The following is a 17581-nucleotide window of genomic DNA, read 5'->3' on the forward strand; positions in this document are numbered from 1 at the left end:
AGATATTTATTTTTGTCTATAAGCCTCCTTGTATAATCTTTTTAGCTCCTCTCTTCTCACTTTTCCGCTTTCAGTTAAAGGTAAAGAAGATAAAACTATATTCTTCTTATACCATTCTAACAAATCTTCATGATTAACGCTAGACCTTAACTTAACAAAAGCAATAAGGACATCATCTTTTTCCGCATCAGAAATGTCGGTAACCCAAACTTTCTCAATAGCAGGATATCTTAAACTAACATATACCAGAAAACCCGGGGAAACACTAAGACCATAAACCTTAATCATATACTCCCCCAAATGCATAAATCCATTTCTCAATAATTTCCATTTGAGCATTATAAAACCAACTATCCCTAAAAGCCTTTTTTCAGTCTCTGCAAGATTATTAAAATATCCACCAACTAGATCTGGAGACTTAATAATGATCCCTCCAAACTTAGAATCTCTACCATTTTCATCAATAATTTTAATCAAGATACCTGGACATGGATGCCGTAAGAAGCATCGCTAACTTTTTCTGATCTCAAAATACAACGCTATTAACACGAATAGCCTTAGAGAAATTTCAAGAGCTTAATAGTATATCTGAAAATCAAGGTAAAAGTTAAAAAATATCAAGCTATAATTCTGTTATTTACTACTAATAATTAGAAAAAAGTATAAGTTTTTCTATAGTTTTTATGAGAATCTTTAAATGTGGCGATTTTCCTATAACTACCACATGAAAGCCTTCAGTAATAGTGCAGATACTGTGAGACTTAGTTAAACCATAAGCATGTCCCCTTAAAATACATCCATATAGTTCCCTAAATCTTACTCTCAAATCTCTGGTAATACTACTATTGGACTTAATATCAGTGTAAGTTCTTGTACTCCTTTTCTTAGTAAATTCAAGGTTACTATTTAATTTAATTATTGCTAAGATCCTTAGCAAACCTTAAGTGATAGAGTATGTTGCTATTATTACGATTAAAGATTATACAGTATTCATTTATCTCTCCATAAGCGAAAACCCTACTATATACTTGCTTATAGTCTAAAGGGCAACTACATTTCTAAAATTACACAAAAACCTTTCCTTATATTAGGGAGAAAGTCTTGCCCTTTAAAGTCTCAGAAAGTATATATTATCATTATTTTCCTTTGTATTTAGGTTGTCTCCTTTCAATGAAAGCTTTCATTCCTTCCTTAAAATCTTCTGTTGTAGATAGTAATACTAGTTCTTGAGAGGCCATTTGTAACTTATCTAGGTATGTATTTCTAATTGAATTTATTGTTTTCTTAATGGACATAGCAGATAATGGCGGAACTCTTTTAGCTTTTTCTACGATCTCTACGCCAGTTATTTCTAATTGATCTGGAGGTATTACGATATCTACTAATCCTAACTCTTTAGCTTGTCTTGCACTCATCCATTCTCCGGTCAAAGCATATCTAGCTATTTTTCTACTTACGAAACCAACACCTACAGACGATGCTAAAGGCGGTAAAGCACCTATTAGACCTTCTGGAATTGCGAACATTGCATCTTCACTAGCTATAACTATGTCAAACAATATAAGGAGTTCCATTCCTCCTCCAAAAGCTAATCCATTAACTTCCGCTATGACGGGTTTAGTATAATTAGATAGAGTATCTATTAATGGTGAAGATACCTTCTGGCTCCACTCAATTACGCTTGCAGTGTTTTCCCAATAATGCATCATTTCTATATCATCTCCAGCACAGAAAGCTCTGCCTTCACCAGTTATAATTACAGCTCTTACTTCCCTATCTTCTTTAGCTTTATTAAAAGCTTGAGCTAGTCCAGTCCACATTGCTTCGTTAAGTGCGTTTAGCTTATCCGCTCTTCTCATAGTTATCTTAGCGTAATCATGTAGTTTTTCGTATCTTACTGGGCCTAAGTCCACTCTCTCGTAATTCCATTTAAAGAAACCTTCTCCGCTTTTCACCCCTATTTTTCCTTTTTCAATCATTTCCTTAAGTAATGGATCTGGCTGATAATAATCATTACCAGTTTCGTGATATCTTTGTTCTAAAAAGTTCATAATGTTATCGATTCCAAATTTATCTGCAAAGGTTAAAGGTCCTTGGGGCCATCCCATTCCCTTTACCATTCCTTTTTCAATGTCCTGTGGGCTACTTATCTCATTTCTTATTAGCCACGCAGCCTCATTTACGGCTGGAGCTATTATTCTTAAGGGATTTAATGAGTACATATTGTCATTAGGTAATATTTTAGGTCTTTCGTAAACTTTACTAGTATATGTGTAAAATCCTCTACCGCTTTTAACTCCCAATCTTTTCTCGTCGACCATTTTCTTTAAAACCTTAAAATGTGGTGGTTCTTTTTCTCCTCTTTTTACGGCTTCTAATGCTGCATTATATGAAATATCTATTCCAGTGAAATCTAAGAGTTCTAAAAATCCCATTGGCATGCCAAGTCTAAATCTTGCCATTGCATCTATATCCTCTTTCTGATGACCTTCATCATAAAGTAAAATTGCCTCAGGGAAGGTTCTACCATTTATTCTATTTATTAAGAACCCCGGAACATCTTTTTTAACAATGACGTAATCTTTACCTATACTTTTAGCAAATTGCACTGTAATTTCTAACGTTTCTTGACTTGTTTTATTACCCATTATAATTTCAACTAGGGGCATAAGAACCGGGGGATTCATGAAATGTAGACCTATGAACTTATCTTGTCTTCTAGTTGATTCTGCTAGAGAAGAAATAGGAATAGTAGATGTATTTGTAGCGAATATTGTACTAGATTTTACTATATTATCTAGCTCTGAGAAAACTTTCTTTTTCACCTCACTATTTTCAACTGCAGCCTCAATTACGTAATCGACATCCATGAAATCCCTAAGATTAGTCGTGGGGTTCATTCTACTCATTATTATTTCTGGGCTTTCTTTGAGTTTTCCACTTTCTTTTAGTTTTTGTAAACTCCAGTTAATTTTTGAAATCCCATTATTAAGGATATCTTGAGATACATCATTTAAATATACTTGGTATCCAGCTATTGCAGCTACCTCTGCTATACCATGTCCCATTGTTCCTGCTCCTATTACACCAACTTTTGAGAAAATCGGCATTGTTTTAAATACTTAATATAAGCTAATAAATTTTACATCTAACGATATGTTAGAGTCTTCTAGCCTATGTTTGCAAAAACATTAACACTTAGACATTGTTTTAAGAAATTTCGGCTTAAATAGTCTTTTTCTTTGTAGATGTAACGTTACCATTTGATTAAACCATTGCTAAGATCCTTAGCAAACCTTAGGTAAAGGATTACGTAGCCTATTGAAATTTCAACGATAAAGTGATTAAAGACACTTCGGCTACTGCCATAGTGGGCTCATCGTTACTTAAACTTTCCTATTGGGAATTCACTAAGAATACTATTGAAAGTTTTGTGGAGAATTATGTATAACTCTAAAATACTGGGAGCATTAGCCAATGGGTGCTATTTTAAAAACGAGAGTTGGGGGTTTTAACTGTGAGCTTATATGGGCTCATTATTTTTTATTTGAATCTTGATTGAAATTGGAAGGTAGATTAGATAAAGTTATTTAATTGAATTTTTTATATGATATTTCATTTTTAATCATTACGCATCTATTTGAAACATTTTAGAATGAATATTTTATTTAATAGCAAAGGTTTTAATCGATCAATGTATTGATATTTTTTATCTAATTTTTAGGACGAATAGTCTCACCTCTACTTTTCAGGTAAAGTGTCTAAAGAAAGTTTTATTAGGAAATTTAACGATATATGCTTTAATATGAAAGGAAAGAGTATGTTAATTAAAAACGGAGATCTCTTAGATACTGTAGCAATCCCAGCTTCATTAGTCGAGGAGTCTAGAAGACTAAACGTTCCCATAATGGCTGTTGTGGGCAGTAAAGTCAGCGGTGTAAGTTTAGGGTATTTCCAAGACTTAGATACTGAAGTAAACTTAGATGAAGCTAAGAGAAGAGGCATTGAAGTGGTGAGAAGACTGGGCGTAGGAGGAGGTACCATATATAGTGATAAAAATTCAAGTATGGCACTCTACATTGCAATGCCTTCAGATTTCTTTTCTAACATGGATAAGGCGTTTTGCCAAATAGGATCAGCTACTGTTCACGGGTATTATAAATTAGGAGTTAAAGGGGCATGGTATGACCATATAGGAGATGTTAGGGTTGGTTCTCCTAGAAGCCATAAGAAAATAACTGGTTTCGGATTTACTACATTAGGCAATACATTAGTTCTTAACATGATAATAGGAATAGGTAAGTTAAACGTAGAAGAAATGATTAAGGTTTTAAGAATTCCCTCAGAAAAGTTTAAGGACAAGACTGCTAAGGGTCCCCAAGATTACGTGACTTCGGTTGAAGAAGAAACTGGCTATAGGCCATCAATGGAGGAAGTTTACAATGCTTTTGTAAGCAGTTTAGGAGAGACCTTAAGGTTAGATTTTGAAGAGCACGAACTTTCAGATGATGCTAAAAAGATCAGGGAGGAGTACAGAAGAATTGCGTCTTCTGAAGAGCATTTATACTTAAGGTCCAGTGGTAAGAGATTTGCCAACATACCGCCAAATCACGTTTTGGGGTTTGCAAGATATAAGGCCAGAAAGCTACTCGTAGTTCACTTATTAACTGATAAAAAGGTTATTAAGGATGTTATGATAAGCGGAGACTTCTACTGTAGTCCTACACAATATTTGTTTGACTTCGAGAATAGCTTAAAGGGAATTGAAATAAATAATTTAGAAGAAATTAGTGAAAAGATCTCTGAATTATATTCTAGGAAGGGATGGGAAATACCTATGGTAACTCAAGAGGACATTTTAACATCAATAAAAATGGCAATAGAAGACGTCAAATCAAAATAATTTTTTAACTCAGATTTTTATAGAATGATTTAACTGCTTAAAATAAGTTTATTAATGTTTCTCTATTAAATTGATTAGTGACATATCTTGGTAGAACCTTTACCTTGGTGGAAAGAAGAGCATAAGAGTTTAGCAGAAGAAGTACAAAATTTCGTAGAGGAAAATACGAGTAGGGCAGAAGAAGCGTTATGGAAGAACGAATATCCCATGGATTTACATAAAAAGGTAGTAGAAAAGGGCTGGTGGGGTGTTGTGATACCTAAGGAATATGGTGGTATGGGAGGAGACTATACAAGCGTTGCGATAGTATCGGAGTATATAAGCAATTTAGGATCTGTAGGGGGAGTTTTTGCTACTACGCTTTTCGGAGGACTTTATCAGATTTTAAGATTCGGAAATGAGGAACAGAAAGTTAAATGGTTACCTAAATTCGCTAAGGGTACTGTAGGAGCTGTATGTATAACCGAACCTTATGTCGGTAGCGATGCTGCAGGTGCCGAAACTATAGCGGTTAAAGAAGGGGATAAGTATATTATAAACGGTAAAAAGAGGTTTATAACCAATACGGGCATGGCAGATATTTACGTAGTTTATGCAGTTACTGATCCTAGCTCTAAAGCGAGAAAGTCATACTCTCATCTCTCTGCTTTCATATTGGAAAAGGGAATGAAAGGTTTTCACGTGGAAAAGATAAATGAACTTCAAGGATTTGACGGATTATTAAACGGTTATTTAGATTTAGATCACGTTGAAGTTCCAGTGGAAAATAGGTTAAGCGAAGAAGGGCAAGGATGGTGGATTTTAGTGTCTGGTCTTAATTTCGAAAGGTTAGTCATAGGTGCTCAGCAGGTCGGTCTATTAAGGGAATTAGCTAAGTACGTAGCATTCTATACTAGAAGAAGAGTTCAGTTTAATCAGCCTACATTTGAGTATGAGGCTAATCAATATAAGCTAGCTGATATTTTAATATCATATAGAATTACTAGGCTATTAACCTATTATAATGCCTATTTAATGGATCAAGGAGTAGACCCGGTAATAGATGCAAACGTGTTGAAAGTTTTCTCTACTGAAGCAGTAGAAAAAGCTTCTAGAGATGCTATTCAGGCGATGGGAGGAGACGGATGGACTAAGTTTTATCCAGTTGAAGCCATATATAGGAACGCTAAACTGGGAACCATAGGTGGGGGTACTAGTGAGGTTTTGAAGAGGTTTATAGTTAGATATGCCCTAACTGCTATGGCTGACGATCTAAAAACGCCGATAAGGATACCTCATCAAGAACTTAAAGTACCAATTACGGTTTCTGAAAAGTCCATAACTAAGGAAAAACTTCAAGGAGGGGAAGAGGGAGAGATGCAAGTGCTAAGAGTTTTAGCTAGAGACTATTTAGTAAATCCAGGACTTTTCATGGAGCTTAACGACATTAAGAGGTTTATAGAGTGTGATGAAAAGCAGCTAGTCGAGGTAATAAATTCCTTAGAGACCAGGGGGTTAGTAAAGGTTTTAAAGGATAGGGATAAGCCTAGACTAGTTAAGGCTACATATGACGGTCTAAAAAAGGCTTATCCAAGGGAGTATTATATGTACTTCCCAAGGTGGTTTAAGGAAAAAATGAGTAACTATATATTCTAAAATATTTTATCAATTATTGTTTTTAATTTAAACGCTTGGATTAAGTTACCCTCTATTTTTGCCTCACCGTTCATTGCAACAGTACCTACACTTTCCTCACCGTTAAATATTTTATTCCACACTTCCCTTTCCGCTGATATGGAAGCAGTAGGTTTCCCTTCACATTTCCCATCCTTAACAATGAATTTACCTCTGTCTATTATAAGGCAGCAAACACTTCCCTCAAAATCGCTAAATTGAAAGGTAGCATTAAAGTTTCTTATCTGTCTTAAAATCTCCTCGTTCTTATTACATATTCCCTCAAAAACAGCTTTCAAAACATCATATAAACTAGACCCCTCAAACCCTAAGCTGATCGACTTAGCTTTAAATACGTTAACTAATTTCAATAAATTGCTTAACTTCCCGCTTATATACAATTTACCTTGCATAATAAGGTCTATTAATGAGACTTTTCCCTCAAGGAGCTGATTTAAACTTTCCTCATCAGTTATTATTTCATTATCTAAATTATCTAATTTATTTTCCACTATGCTAGTCTTAGATCTATCTAAAAATACAGTAATATGATCATTCCCAAAATTTATTCCTATTTTTAATCCCTTTTTCGGTAAATCCTCTAAGGACTTCATGTCTATACTTTCAAATAATTCACGAAGCTTATCTTTTAAACTCATAATAAACTAGGACGTAATAAGAGCCTATAAATTTATCTTAAAAGGAAAGATTTATTTATAATAAAGCAATTAGATTATCTCATGCCAGAAAGTATAACTAAGAATCTATTCAAACTTTCGATTAAATTACCAGATTTGGAAATTGGAAGTCTAAACGCTTACTTATTAACTCTTAGTGATAAAAATATATTAATCGACACTGGAAGTCCATCATACGGTTCAATATCGTCACTGGTTGAAGATCTAGAAGATTTAGGCATGAAAATTAGTGAGATTAACGAGGTTATAATAACACACTTTCACATAGACCATATAGGTCTAGCATATCTCCTAAGTAAACTAGCTAATGTTAAAATAATAATCGGTAATGTAGAATATAATTTCATAAAGAGGTTTAAATATAGATATGACGAGATGATTAAAATCCTAAAATTGAATGGTGCTTCTCAGCAACTTTTAAATATAGCGTTTGATTTTACCTCCGGATTTAGAGCTAACATTTACTCCAGAGTAGGAGAGCTTAATAACATTGAAATAGTTAACAATAATCAGTCACTATATAACTTAAGGTTCTTATTTACACCTGGACATACGATCGGACATATGTGCATTTATGATGAAGAGAATAAATTACTCTTATCTGGTGATACCTTATTAGCAGACATAACACCTAATATAAGTTTGTACGAAGAGAATTCTAATCCATTAAGCGATTATCTAAAGTCCTTAATGAAAATTTCCAGTTTTGAAGTAAAAAAATCACTGTCAGCTCACGGAAGAATTATAGAGAATACTAAGGAAAGGATAAGAGAGTTAATAAGACATCATGAGGAGAGGTTAAATGAAATATTAGAAGTGATGGGAAATAGTGGATTAACAGCTTACGAGATTGCAACTAAGATCAAATGGAAGTTGAAATATGACGGTTGGGATGAGTTAGATCCCTCTCAGCAATACTTAGCTATGGGAGAGACCTTAGCGCATCTGAAATATTTAGAGAATATAAACGCTGTAAGGACAATGATAAGTGACGGTATAATTAAGTATGTTAAACAAAAGGAAAACGTTAAGATTAGCTTATAGTAGTGAAGAACGGGAATTTCTGCCCTTTAATAGCTTCCTTAAATTCTACTTTAACCTTCCTATTTATACTAACGTTCTCTAACCTATCAGTTAATATATTAGCGTAAACTATAAACCCTTCCTCAAGCTTTATTAAGCCTACTATGACAACTTGTCCTCTTTCGTTTACAAATTTAGTTTCAGAGTATATTTCACCTTCCCCCTTACTCTCCATAATGGATAATTTCTTAGATAAACATTTCGGACATATCCCTCTGGGATAGTAAAACACATATCCACAATTTGCACACTTAATATAAGGTAACTTCTCCTTATTAAAGTATTCGTAATAAGTTTGAATTATCTCATTCAAATTCATTTTTTCTCACCTATTACTAGCGTAATAGCATGTGTATTCCACCCTCCCAGACCGTTAACTAGTATATGATCAGCCCCACTTACTTGATTTCCTTTAGCCATATTATTGAATTGCAGGAACGCTTCTTCAAGTACAATTATCCCGCTCATATATGCAGGCTGTCCCATATTCAAACTACCACCTCCAGTATTAACTGGTATGTTACCCTTTATCGTCAGATCGTTTTCTTCTACAAATTTCCCTATCTTTCCTTTCTCGATTAAGCCCAAATCTTCCAGCTCAGTTAATACCATTATTGTAAAAGCGTCATATATTTCGAAGGCATCTATCTTATTTAAATTGAAATCTATCTTCTTAACACTCTCAACTGTGGGGGTATAGACGATATCAATATCCCTTTCAGCGAAGAATTCAGGCCATACTACGTCTCCATAGGATATTATATCCATTGACCTCAATTGTGAAGTTCCCTTACCTACTATGAAGGCTAAAACGCCATCTATAGGATAAGTTATTTCAAGAAGACGAAGAGGAGTTGATACTACTCGCGAATTCGTAACGTCCTTAACTGTAAGAGGACCTTTAAATAAAGCCCTCTCGTTAGAGTTTGCATTATACCTCTGCTGAACTGCTAGTAATGCTCTTTGCTCATCAGTAGTTCCATATAACTTCGAGTGTCTAGCAGCGACCATCGCATAAAAGGATATAGGATCCATATCTCGATATATCCTTATGAATTCATCAAATGGGTTATTCCTTAATATGTTTAGCAGTTCAACTTCTGAAAGTTTCTCTACTCCTCCTTCTCTTAATTGTTTTTTCATTAAAGTACCCTTACCTCCTACTATGCATAAAACTCTATCTGCCTCACCGCTTTTTACTGCCTTATAGGCCCTATAAAACATCTCCACAGCAGAAGCTCCTCCGTATTGAACTAGGTCTGTGAACCTAGGCTTTATTCCCAAATACTCACTAATATAATTCTCTGGAAAGCCTATTGCTAACGTACCATCGAAAATCCATGGTAACCACGTAGTTATAACCCCATCTATATCCTTAGGTTCCAGTTTAGCCATATCTAACGATTCTCCTACCGTTTCCGCTATTAAGTCGAGTACCGATCCTTGATATACCTTTTCATATTTACTTGAAAAACCCAATAACATTTGCTACCACTATTAGAGTTTATAATTAATAACTTAAAAATCTTTTATGATTCTGAGATATATACCTTACATAAAGTTAGCTTAAAATAAAAATTATATTATGAAACAACGAAAAGTTAATTAGACAGTTAACATATACATATAGTTATGACAGATGTTGCGATAGTAGGTACTGGTCATAGTAAATTCGGAAATAGAACAGATGTTAATCTCCAAGAGCTAACATGGGAGGCGGTAAAACAAGCCTTAGAGGAGTCGAATTTAGACCAAAAGGATATAGATACATTCGTAGTAGGCAATGCCGGTGGATGGAGTTCAGAATCCCTTTCCGCAATAGTAATAGGAGAGTATTGTAATTTAGCACCTAAAGGAACTATGAGAGTTGAAGCTGCTTGTGCTACTGGCAGTGCTGCATTAAGAATAGCTTACCAAGCAATTAAGGCAGGAGAAGCTAAAATAGCAATGGTAATTGGAGTAGAGCAAATGCATCAATCGCCCAATCCAGTCGCCGTAGAAATGATGGGAAGGGCTGGGAACTACTTCTGGGAATTTGAGAATTTCGGCTTAACCTTCCCTGGATATTATGCACTCTATGCAACGCGTCGTATGGCAAAGTTTGGAATGAAGGAAGAGGATTTAGGACAAATAGCTATTAAAAATCACTATTACGGTAGCTTTAATCCCTATGCTATGTTTCAAAAACAAATAAAAATGGACGAGTATATAAAGTCCAGAGTTGTAGCTTACCCATTAAAGATATACGATGCTTGCCCAATAACTGATGGTGCTGCAGCTCTAATTTTAGCATCAGAAGAGGTCGCTAAAAAGATAACAGACTCCCCAGTATGGATAGTCTCACAAGGGTTTAAATCCGGGACAGCTAATCTATCTAAAAGAGACGATTTTATATCAATAGATGTCGCAAGATTAGCTGCTGAGGAAGCTTATAAGAAGGCTAAGGTAGATTTTGATGAGGCTTGGAAATATTTTGATGTAGCTGAAGCTCACGATTGCTTCACAATAGCTGAAATAATGGCATATGAGGATTTGGGCTTTGCGAAAAGAGGGGAAGGACATTTGCTAGCAAGAGAAGAACAAACATATGTAGGAGGAAGAATACCGGTAAATGTAGATGGGGGATTAAAGGCAAAAGGACACCCAATAGGGGCAACTGGGGTAAGCATGGCAGTATCAATAACAAGACAACTACTACACAGAGCAGCAAAAGGAACACAAGCAGACATCAAAAAGGGAATGGGAATAGCGCACAACGTAGGAGGAACAGGACATTACGCATATGTAACAATATTCTCCTTAAAGAAGCCTTCAGCGTGATCGTAATGGGCATTACCGAGATTAGAGAGAGACAATTTAATGAGATTGACAAAAAGGTTTTAGAGCAGATAGATCTACTAATTAAGAATAGTAAAATGCCTATAATGAGAGATTTAAAGACTAATAATCCCCTTTGGGTGGATGTTAGGGAACTAACGCAGAGGTTTATGATTCCCATAGGGAGAATATATAAGTTCTTTGACCAACTATCAAAGGGAAAAATTATAGGAACCAAATGTCCTAAATGTGGTTCAATTTACTTTCCTCCTCAAGACGACTGCACTAAGTGTAGAGTGTCTGGTCTCGATGTTATAGAGCTCTCTGGAGAGGGAGAACTATTGACCTACACAGTTATAACTGTGAAACCTGTTAGTTTCATGCACTACCAAGATTACATAGTTGGTATAGCGAGGCTGAAGGAGGGAATAAATATTTTAGCGTGGGTTAATGAGAAACTTGAGGATATACAAGTAGGAATGAAGGTGAAGGTAAATGTAGTGAGGAGAGAACCAGAGGGCTATTTCACATACGAGTTAAGAAAAGTCTAGTAAGACAAGCTATTTTTAATTTTTTATTAGCTATATATTACTTTGGAAAATCAAGTTACAATAGAAAAGTTTATTAAACGATTTTTATAGCTTATAAGTATGTCCTCAAATAAAGCACCACCTTTAACCTTCGATGATTTCGAAATAGGAATGAAATTCATATCTCCTAGAATAACGGTAACAGATGCTCACATAGTCCTTTTCGCCGGACTAAGCGGTGATTTTAATCCTCTGCATGTAGATGATGTCTTTGCTAAGAAAACAGTATTTGGAAGTAGAATTGCCCATGGACTATTAACTATAACTTTACTTTCTGGACATATGGGCATGTTAGTTGCTGGGACTGCAATAGCGTTTCTAGAAATGTATACTAAGTTCTTAAAACCTGTTAGAGTTGGCGACACGATTTATGGAGAAGCTGAAGTAATAGATAAAAGACCAGTTGAAAAATACAATGGTGGTATAGTTACCATAAAATCACTTATAAAAAACCAAAATAACGAAGTCCTAGTAGAATCTGAGTCTAAACTTTTAGTTTCAAGGGTAAGAATATATTAAATAAAAATATCGATTCTATATCTATCAAACTTTTTATAGGTTAAATCGAATATTTTTTGAGGAAGAATGAAAAGTCCTATCTATGACTACCAATTAACTATAGATAAGATAATAGAATGGGCCGCTTATGCCTATCCAGACCAACAAATTGTCTACGCTCCTCCTAAGGCTCCCAAAGTTAGGCTGACTTACTCTAAACTCCATGAAAGAGTGAGGAGAATAGCTAGTGCGCTAAGCCAGTTTAAGATAAGACAAGGGAATAAGGAAAATTTGGGCACTAGGATAGGTGTTATGGATTGGAACACAAGTAGATTCTTAGAATTATATTACGCAATACCCATCACCGGGACAGTAATGCATACAATTAATGTAAGATTATCGCCAGAAGAAATGGCATACACTATAAACGTAGCTGAGGATGAGATAATATTCGCCAACGAAGATTTCCTTCCTTTATTGTCTTCCTTACTTCCTAAACTACCTACAGTGAAGAGGGTTATAGTAATGAGCGATAAAAACGAAGACATTAACGTAAAATTGCCAAATGTTGAAGTAAATGAATATGAGAAGTTAAGTAGAGAAGGAGACCCGAATTACACTCCTCCAGAACTTGATGAGAACACGATTGCTACTTTAGTGTTCACCTCTGGGACTACTGGCTTACCTAAGGGAACATATTTCAGACATAGGGATATGGTTCTTCACAGTATTGTAGTAAATGCCGGTGTATGGAACGCACCACCCTTAAACTTAACTCATAAAGACGTTTGGCTACAGATACCGCCCATGTTCCACGCTCATGGATGGGGATCTCCTTACTCTACTTTATTATTGGGAATGAAAACCGTATACCCAGGAAGGTATGACTGGAATCACATTATAAGGATAATTAAGGAGGAAGAGGTAACATATACTGCGGGAGTACCAACTATGCTCTATTTAATTATTAACAGCCCAGAACTGGCGAACTATGATCTCAGGGGGTTTAAATTTATTGTTGCTGGGCAGGCAATTCCTAAAGGTTTATATGAGGAGGCTAAGAAGAAAGGAATATTAATATCTCAAGGAATGGGGATGACTGAAACTGCTCCTCTAATGGGAGGTTTAACTTTTAAACCCAAAATGGAGAATTGGCCTGAAGAAAAGAAAGAGGAATATATTTTATATAGAGCAGGAAGACCAGCCCCACTAGTTTTCGTTAGAGTTGTAGATCCAGATATGAACGATGTTCCTAAAGATGGAAAAACCATGGGTGAAATAATAGTTAGGGCACCATGGATCACCAGAGGATATTATAAAGATCCTAAAAAGACAGAGGATACCTGGAGAGAGGGATGGATGCATACTGGAGATTTAGCAGTCTGGGATGAGGAGGGATACATTGCCTATATTGATAGAGTAAAAGATGTTATAAAGAGCGGAGGAGAGTGGATACCTAGTACGAGGCTTGAGGATTTAATATCTACACATCCAGGAGTAGCTGAGGTTGCAGTAATAGCAGCTAAGCACGAAAAGTGGGTAGAAAGGCCAGTTGCAATTATAACTCCTAAGCAGGAATATAAGGGGAAATTAACTGAAAACGACATAATACAGCATTTAAATAAATTTGTAAACCAAGGTACTATTCCAAAATGGTGGATTCCAGAAAAGGTTATAATTATAGAGGGAGAGCTTCCTAAGACGAGTACGGGAAAAACGGATAAGAAGGTTTTAAGAGATAGATATTCAAATATTTTAAGTCAAAAATAATTATATGATGAATTTTTTAATTTTTTCCATATCTAGCTCAATCCCAAGTCCCTCTTTTTCTGGTAATCTTACATAACCGTTTTCTATTTCTATCTCTTTCTTAAAGGCAAACTGGATTACGTCATTAAACCACCACAAAGGATCTAAGGGAGTTTCCAAGTAAGGAGTTAAACTTTCTGGCAAGCTTGCAGTCAAATGCAAATTAGCCAACCATCCTAATCCTGGATCCCACGCATGAGGTAAGAATAATAAGCCATTAATCTGTGCTAATAAAGCTATCTTAACACACTCGTTAATGCCATTAGAGTAGATGACGTCAGCTTGAACTATATCTAAGGCATTCTCTTCAATAAATCTTTTAAATATCCACAAATTATGTTCCAGTTCTCCAGCAGCTATCTTAACGTTAGCGTTTCTCCTTAACCACATGTAACCTTCTATATCGTCCTTAAAAAGGGGTTCTTCTAACCATTCTACGTCATATCTTTCTAACTCCTTAGCCACCTTTAATGCATCACGTCTATTCCAGAACGGGGGAACTAATCCCCAGGCTTGATTAGCATCTATTGCGATTCTGACTTGCTCTCCAAACTCCTTCCTTATTCCCTTAACTATATTTAAATCATCGTCTATATTAGTTCTGTGAAACCTTATTTTAATGACGTTAATACCCATATCGTAGTATTTTTTAACTAAATCGATGATTTCCTCAGACTTAGCTAATCTTCCAGTACTAGCGTATACTTTAACTATCTTTCTATTTCCTCTAAATAGTTTATATAACGGTAAGTTCTCTTCCTTAGCTAAGAGATCCCATAGAGCCACTTCAATAGCTCCTACTCTTCCGAAAAACCAACTACCCAATTCCAGAAGCCTATCATTAGCTAAGAAATCCTCTACATCTAATCCCTTCAATAATGGTTTTAAACCCCTTATTGCAACCTCAGTCTGTGCTGTGAACTGTGTCGCAGAATATCCTTTAGTACCCTTATTGTTCGTAACTTCTATTAATGCAAATTCAAAGTGGGTATTAGGTAACGGATCCCATGAGAATTGTGTGGGCTCCCTTAAAGGTATTTTAACTCTATATGTTTTAATATCGCTTATTTTCATCACTAACTTCTAAACATTCGTAAAAATTAAGCTTTTCGATAAACCTTTTTAATATATCAGTTAACTATAAGCGAGTAAACGTTTTATTTTCATTTATCGTTAATACAATTATGGGACATTTCGATAACATTCCCACGAGTATTAAGGTTAAATCGTTCTTCGTTTCATCTGCGGGTTTCTTTCTAGATGGATATGATTTATCTGTAATATCTTTCGCTATTTATTTCATCTCAAGTGAATTTAAGTTAGCATCAATACAAACGGGATTAATCACATCATCGTCATTAATGGGCATGATATTGGGGGCAATACTTTTCGGCTTGTTGTCGGATAAGATGGGGAGGAGTAGAATAATGGGAATAGATTTAATTTTCTTTGCATTCTTCGGATTAACTGCCGCATTGTCTCAAAATTTCCTCGAACTCTTCATTTCCAGATTGCTTTTAGGCATAGGAATAGGTGGTGATTATCCCGTTAGTAGTACTCTAATGGCTGAGTTCTCCCCTTCCCCAAGTAGAGGAAGATATTTGACCGGTAGCGTATCAATGTATTGGATAGGAACCCTTCTCTCAGCTGTAGTTACGCTATTTCTATTGCCATTAGGACCTTATTTCTGGAGATGGGTATTCTTAGTTGGGGCTATAATATCCGTTCCCATAATTCTGGTCAGAATACGCCTCAGTGAATCCCCAAGATGGTTAATCTCTAAGGGAATTATAAAGAACAGCGGTTTACCTAGACAAGAGGATGAGAATAAGGGAGTTAGGAGATATCTAGATTTATTTAAGGGAGAAGTATTATATATTACGCTATTTGTCTCTAGTGTATGGTTCCTCTTTGATGTAGCTTCTTACGGAATAGGGCTTTACTATCCATTTATATTAAGACAATTCGCTTTCCCTTCAAATTACGAAGTACTTTATGGTACTATGTTAATAGGTATAGGGGCTATTATAGGTTATATAATTGCAGAATTCTTCATTGATTCCTTAGGCAGAAAGATGGTCCTTTTAGTAGGATTAGGCTCTATGTCTCTCCTACTAATATTAGGAGGATTGGTTAAGATTACGGGAACGCTTCTGGTACCCTATTTCATGTCATTTGTAGCTTTAGAACAATGGGCGGGCGCAGTAACGTTATTTTATCCTACAGAACTCTTCCCTACTTCAGTTAGATCTAGTGGGCAAGGTTTCGCAACTGCAGTTAGCAGAGTAGGGGCAGTCTTAGGTGTAACGTACTTTCCCACTATGACTAAGTTGTTAGGATTTTCAACTTCCCTAGTAGTATTTGGAATTATTTGCACTTTAGCATTTATAATATCTTTACTCATGGCTAAAGAAACTAAGAAAAAGCCCTTAGAAGAAACCTCAGTAGGGCTCAAAACTACCTAGTATAACTTAACGGTTTGAAGAAATTTTTCGGATTTATTTGAACTATTTTAGTCATAGCCTCCTTAGAAATTTTTATCTGTAAAAACTCAAGTAAGTTTTCCTTAATTCCTCTTACTCCTATGTCTGGATAATCACTACCGTAAAGACATTTATCCTTAATATCCTCTAGCCTAGGTAAATATTCTAACACTTTCCTCGGTGGTACGCTTGATAGGTCTAAGTATATGTTCCTCCTAATTCTAGCCAGTTGAAATGCTGTATTTACCCAAATAGGTCTTCCTGCATGAGCTAATATAATTGAAAGCTTTGGGAAATCCACTGACATATCATCAGCAAATACTGGATCTGCATATTTATTTCTGGCAAATGGAAAATAACTCGTCCCGGTGTGAATTATAACGGGCATTTTATGATCTTGTGCAAATTCATATAATGTTTCCAACTGTTTTAATCCTCCCTCTTCCTGCCTATAGGCGTTAGGTTTAAGCCACATATGGGGAGGATGAACCTTGAAGCCAGAGACTCCAACCTCATATTGCTTCTCTATCCAGTATTTAGTCTCGTTTTCAGATAAATGATTTACTTGAACTCCTCCAACTATAGAAAATCTATCGGAATATTTTCTAAAGAAATTAATTGCCCTTATCACTATTTCCTCATTGGATCCCCACATTTCCCTTGATGGGTATACTATATTAACCACGTAATCTAAATTTGCCTCATCCATTTCCTTAATTACGTCATTTACGTTCGTTCTATTCCCAGCATTTTGGGCAATACCGCTTATTCTCCTTTTCATTTCCTCAGATAGGACTTCTTCTACCCAAATATGAACATGGGAATCTACATACCCCATACTAATTATTACTACAAAAAATGTTTTTAAAGGTATTTATTACGATAAATCTGATAAGTATCATAAATATGATGAAATAGAAGCATTTTAATTTTATAGGATAATTACCTTAGCTATTAAAGAAATTTTACACAAATAAATGTTACACATATTTGCGAAATAATTTAGAACGAAACTTATTTGTAGCAGTTATGGAACTTTCCGTTAGG

Annotated in this window: 15 protein-coding genes; 8 read left to right on the forward strand and 7 right to left on the reverse strand. The window is 35.4% G+C overall.

Annotation, left to right across the window (positions count from 1 at the left end; all coding sequences use genetic code 11):
- Positions 1 to 6: 6 nt before the first annotated feature.
- Complete coding sequence (locus tag J5U23_RS10865) at positions 7 to 477, reverse strand: hypothetical protein (protein WP_218266156.1); 471 nt, start codon at positions 475 to 477, stop codon at positions 7 to 9.
- Between the two features lie 659 nt (positions 478 to 1136).
- Entirely contained in the window at positions 1137 to 3110 is a 1974-nt protein-coding gene (locus tag J5U23_RS10870) for a 3-hydroxyacyl-CoA dehydrogenase/enoyl-CoA hydratase family protein (RefSeq protein WP_218266157.1), read from the reverse strand.
- Positions 3111 to 3805: 695 nt separating this feature from the next.
- Here J5U23_RS10870 and J5U23_RS10875 point away from each other — a divergent pair.
- Both J5U23_RS10875 and J5U23_RS10880 read left to right on the forward strand, forming a co-directional pair.
- A complete protein-coding gene (locus J5U23_RS10875) occupies positions 3806 to 4903 on the forward strand; it encodes a lipoate--protein ligase family protein (protein ID WP_218266158.1) in 1098 nt (365 codons plus the stop codon).
- Positions 4904 to 4990: 87 nt separating this feature from the next.
- The gene (locus tag J5U23_RS10880) at positions 4991 to 6538 is read left to right on the forward strand and encodes an acyl-CoA dehydrogenase family protein (protein ID WP_218266159.1); all 1548 of its coding nucleotides are present in this window, start codon (positions 4991 to 4993) and stop codon (positions 6536 to 6538) included.
- Here J5U23_RS10880 and J5U23_RS10885 read toward each other — a convergent pair.
- Entirely contained in the window at positions 6535 to 7215 is a 681-nt protein-coding gene (locus tag J5U23_RS10885; RefSeq protein ID WP_218266160.1) for an SCP2 sterol-binding domain-containing protein, read from the reverse strand. The two genes, J5U23_RS10880 and J5U23_RS10885, sit on opposite strands and share 4 nt — an antisense overlap.
- Before the next feature lie 81 nt (positions 7216 to 7296).
- Here J5U23_RS10885 and J5U23_RS10890 point away from each other — a divergent pair, with 81 nt between their 5' ends.
- Positions 7297 to 8298: an MBL fold metallo-hydrolase gene (locus J5U23_RS10890; protein WP_218266161.1), complete on the forward strand. Its 1002-nt coding sequence runs from the start codon at positions 7297 to 7299 to the stop codon at positions 8296 to 8298.
- Here J5U23_RS10890 and J5U23_RS10895 read toward each other — a convergent pair.
- Together J5U23_RS10895 and J5U23_RS10900 are read right to left on the reverse strand one after the other, a co-directional pair.
- A complete protein-coding gene (locus J5U23_RS10895; protein ID WP_218266162.1) occupies positions 8288 to 8656 on the reverse strand; it encodes a Zn-ribbon domain-containing OB-fold protein in 369 nt (122 codons plus the stop codon). The genes J5U23_RS10890 and J5U23_RS10895 overlap by 11 nt on opposite strands.
- Complete coding sequence (locus J5U23_RS10900; protein WP_218266163.1) at positions 8653 to 9822, reverse strand: thiolase family protein; 1170 nt, start codon at positions 9820 to 9822, stop codon at positions 8653 to 8655. The genes J5U23_RS10895 and J5U23_RS10900 overlap by 4 nt, the downstream gene beginning before the upstream one ends.
- Positions 9823 to 9969: 147 nt before the next feature.
- Between J5U23_RS10900 and J5U23_RS10905 the strand changes: the two genes are divergently transcribed.
- The 4 genes from J5U23_RS10905 (at position 9970) to J5U23_RS10920 (ending at position 14012) form a co-directional block, all read left to right on the forward strand.
- A complete protein-coding gene (locus J5U23_RS10905; protein ID WP_218266164.1) occupies positions 9970 to 11157 on the forward strand; it encodes a thiolase domain-containing protein in 1188 nt (395 codons plus the stop codon).
- A gap of 5 nt (positions 11158 to 11162) precedes the next feature.
- Positions 11163 to 11705, forward strand: coding sequence for a Zn-ribbon domain-containing OB-fold protein (locus tag J5U23_RS10910; RefSeq protein WP_218266165.1), 543 nt, complete (start codon positions 11163 to 11165; stop codon positions 11703 to 11705).
- Positions 11706 to 11804: 99 nt separating this feature from the next.
- Positions 11805 to 12263: a MaoC family dehydratase gene (locus J5U23_RS10915; RefSeq protein WP_218266166.1), complete on the forward strand. Its 459-nt coding sequence runs from the start codon at positions 11805 to 11807 to the stop codon at positions 12261 to 12263.
- 66 nt (positions 12264 to 12329) lie between these two features.
- Entirely contained in the window at positions 12330 to 14012 is a 1683-nt protein-coding gene (locus tag J5U23_RS10920) for a long-chain-fatty-acid--CoA ligase (protein ID WP_218266167.1), read from the forward strand.
- Here J5U23_RS10920 and J5U23_RS10925 read toward each other — a convergent pair whose 3' ends face one another.
- Complete coding sequence (locus J5U23_RS10925) at positions 14013 to 15125, reverse strand: mandelate racemase/muconate lactonizing enzyme family protein (protein ID WP_218266168.1); 1113 nt, start codon at positions 15123 to 15125, stop codon at positions 14013 to 14015.
- A gap of 110 nt (positions 15126 to 15235) precedes the next feature.
- On the opposite strand from J5U23_RS10925, the gene J5U23_RS10930 reads away from it, so the two are divergent.
- A complete protein-coding gene (locus tag J5U23_RS10930; RefSeq protein WP_218266169.1) occupies positions 15236 to 16516 on the forward strand; it encodes an MFS transporter in 1281 nt (426 codons plus the stop codon).
- On the opposite strand, the gene J5U23_RS10935 is transcribed toward J5U23_RS10930, so the two are convergent.
- On the reverse strand, positions 16509 to 17372 hold the full coding sequence (locus tag J5U23_RS10935) for an amidohydrolase family protein (RefSeq protein ID WP_218266170.1): 864 nt from the start codon (positions 17370 to 17372) through the stop codon (positions 16509 to 16511). The genes J5U23_RS10930 and J5U23_RS10935 overlap by 8 nt on opposite strands.
- Between the last annotated feature and the right edge of the window lie 209 nt (positions 17373 to 17581).

Origin of the sequence: Saccharolobus shibatae B12, assembly GCF_019175345.1 — an archaeon.
Taxonomy (GTDB): domain Archaea; phylum Thermoproteota; class Thermoprotei_A; order Sulfolobales; family Sulfolobaceae; genus Saccharolobus; species Saccharolobus shibatae.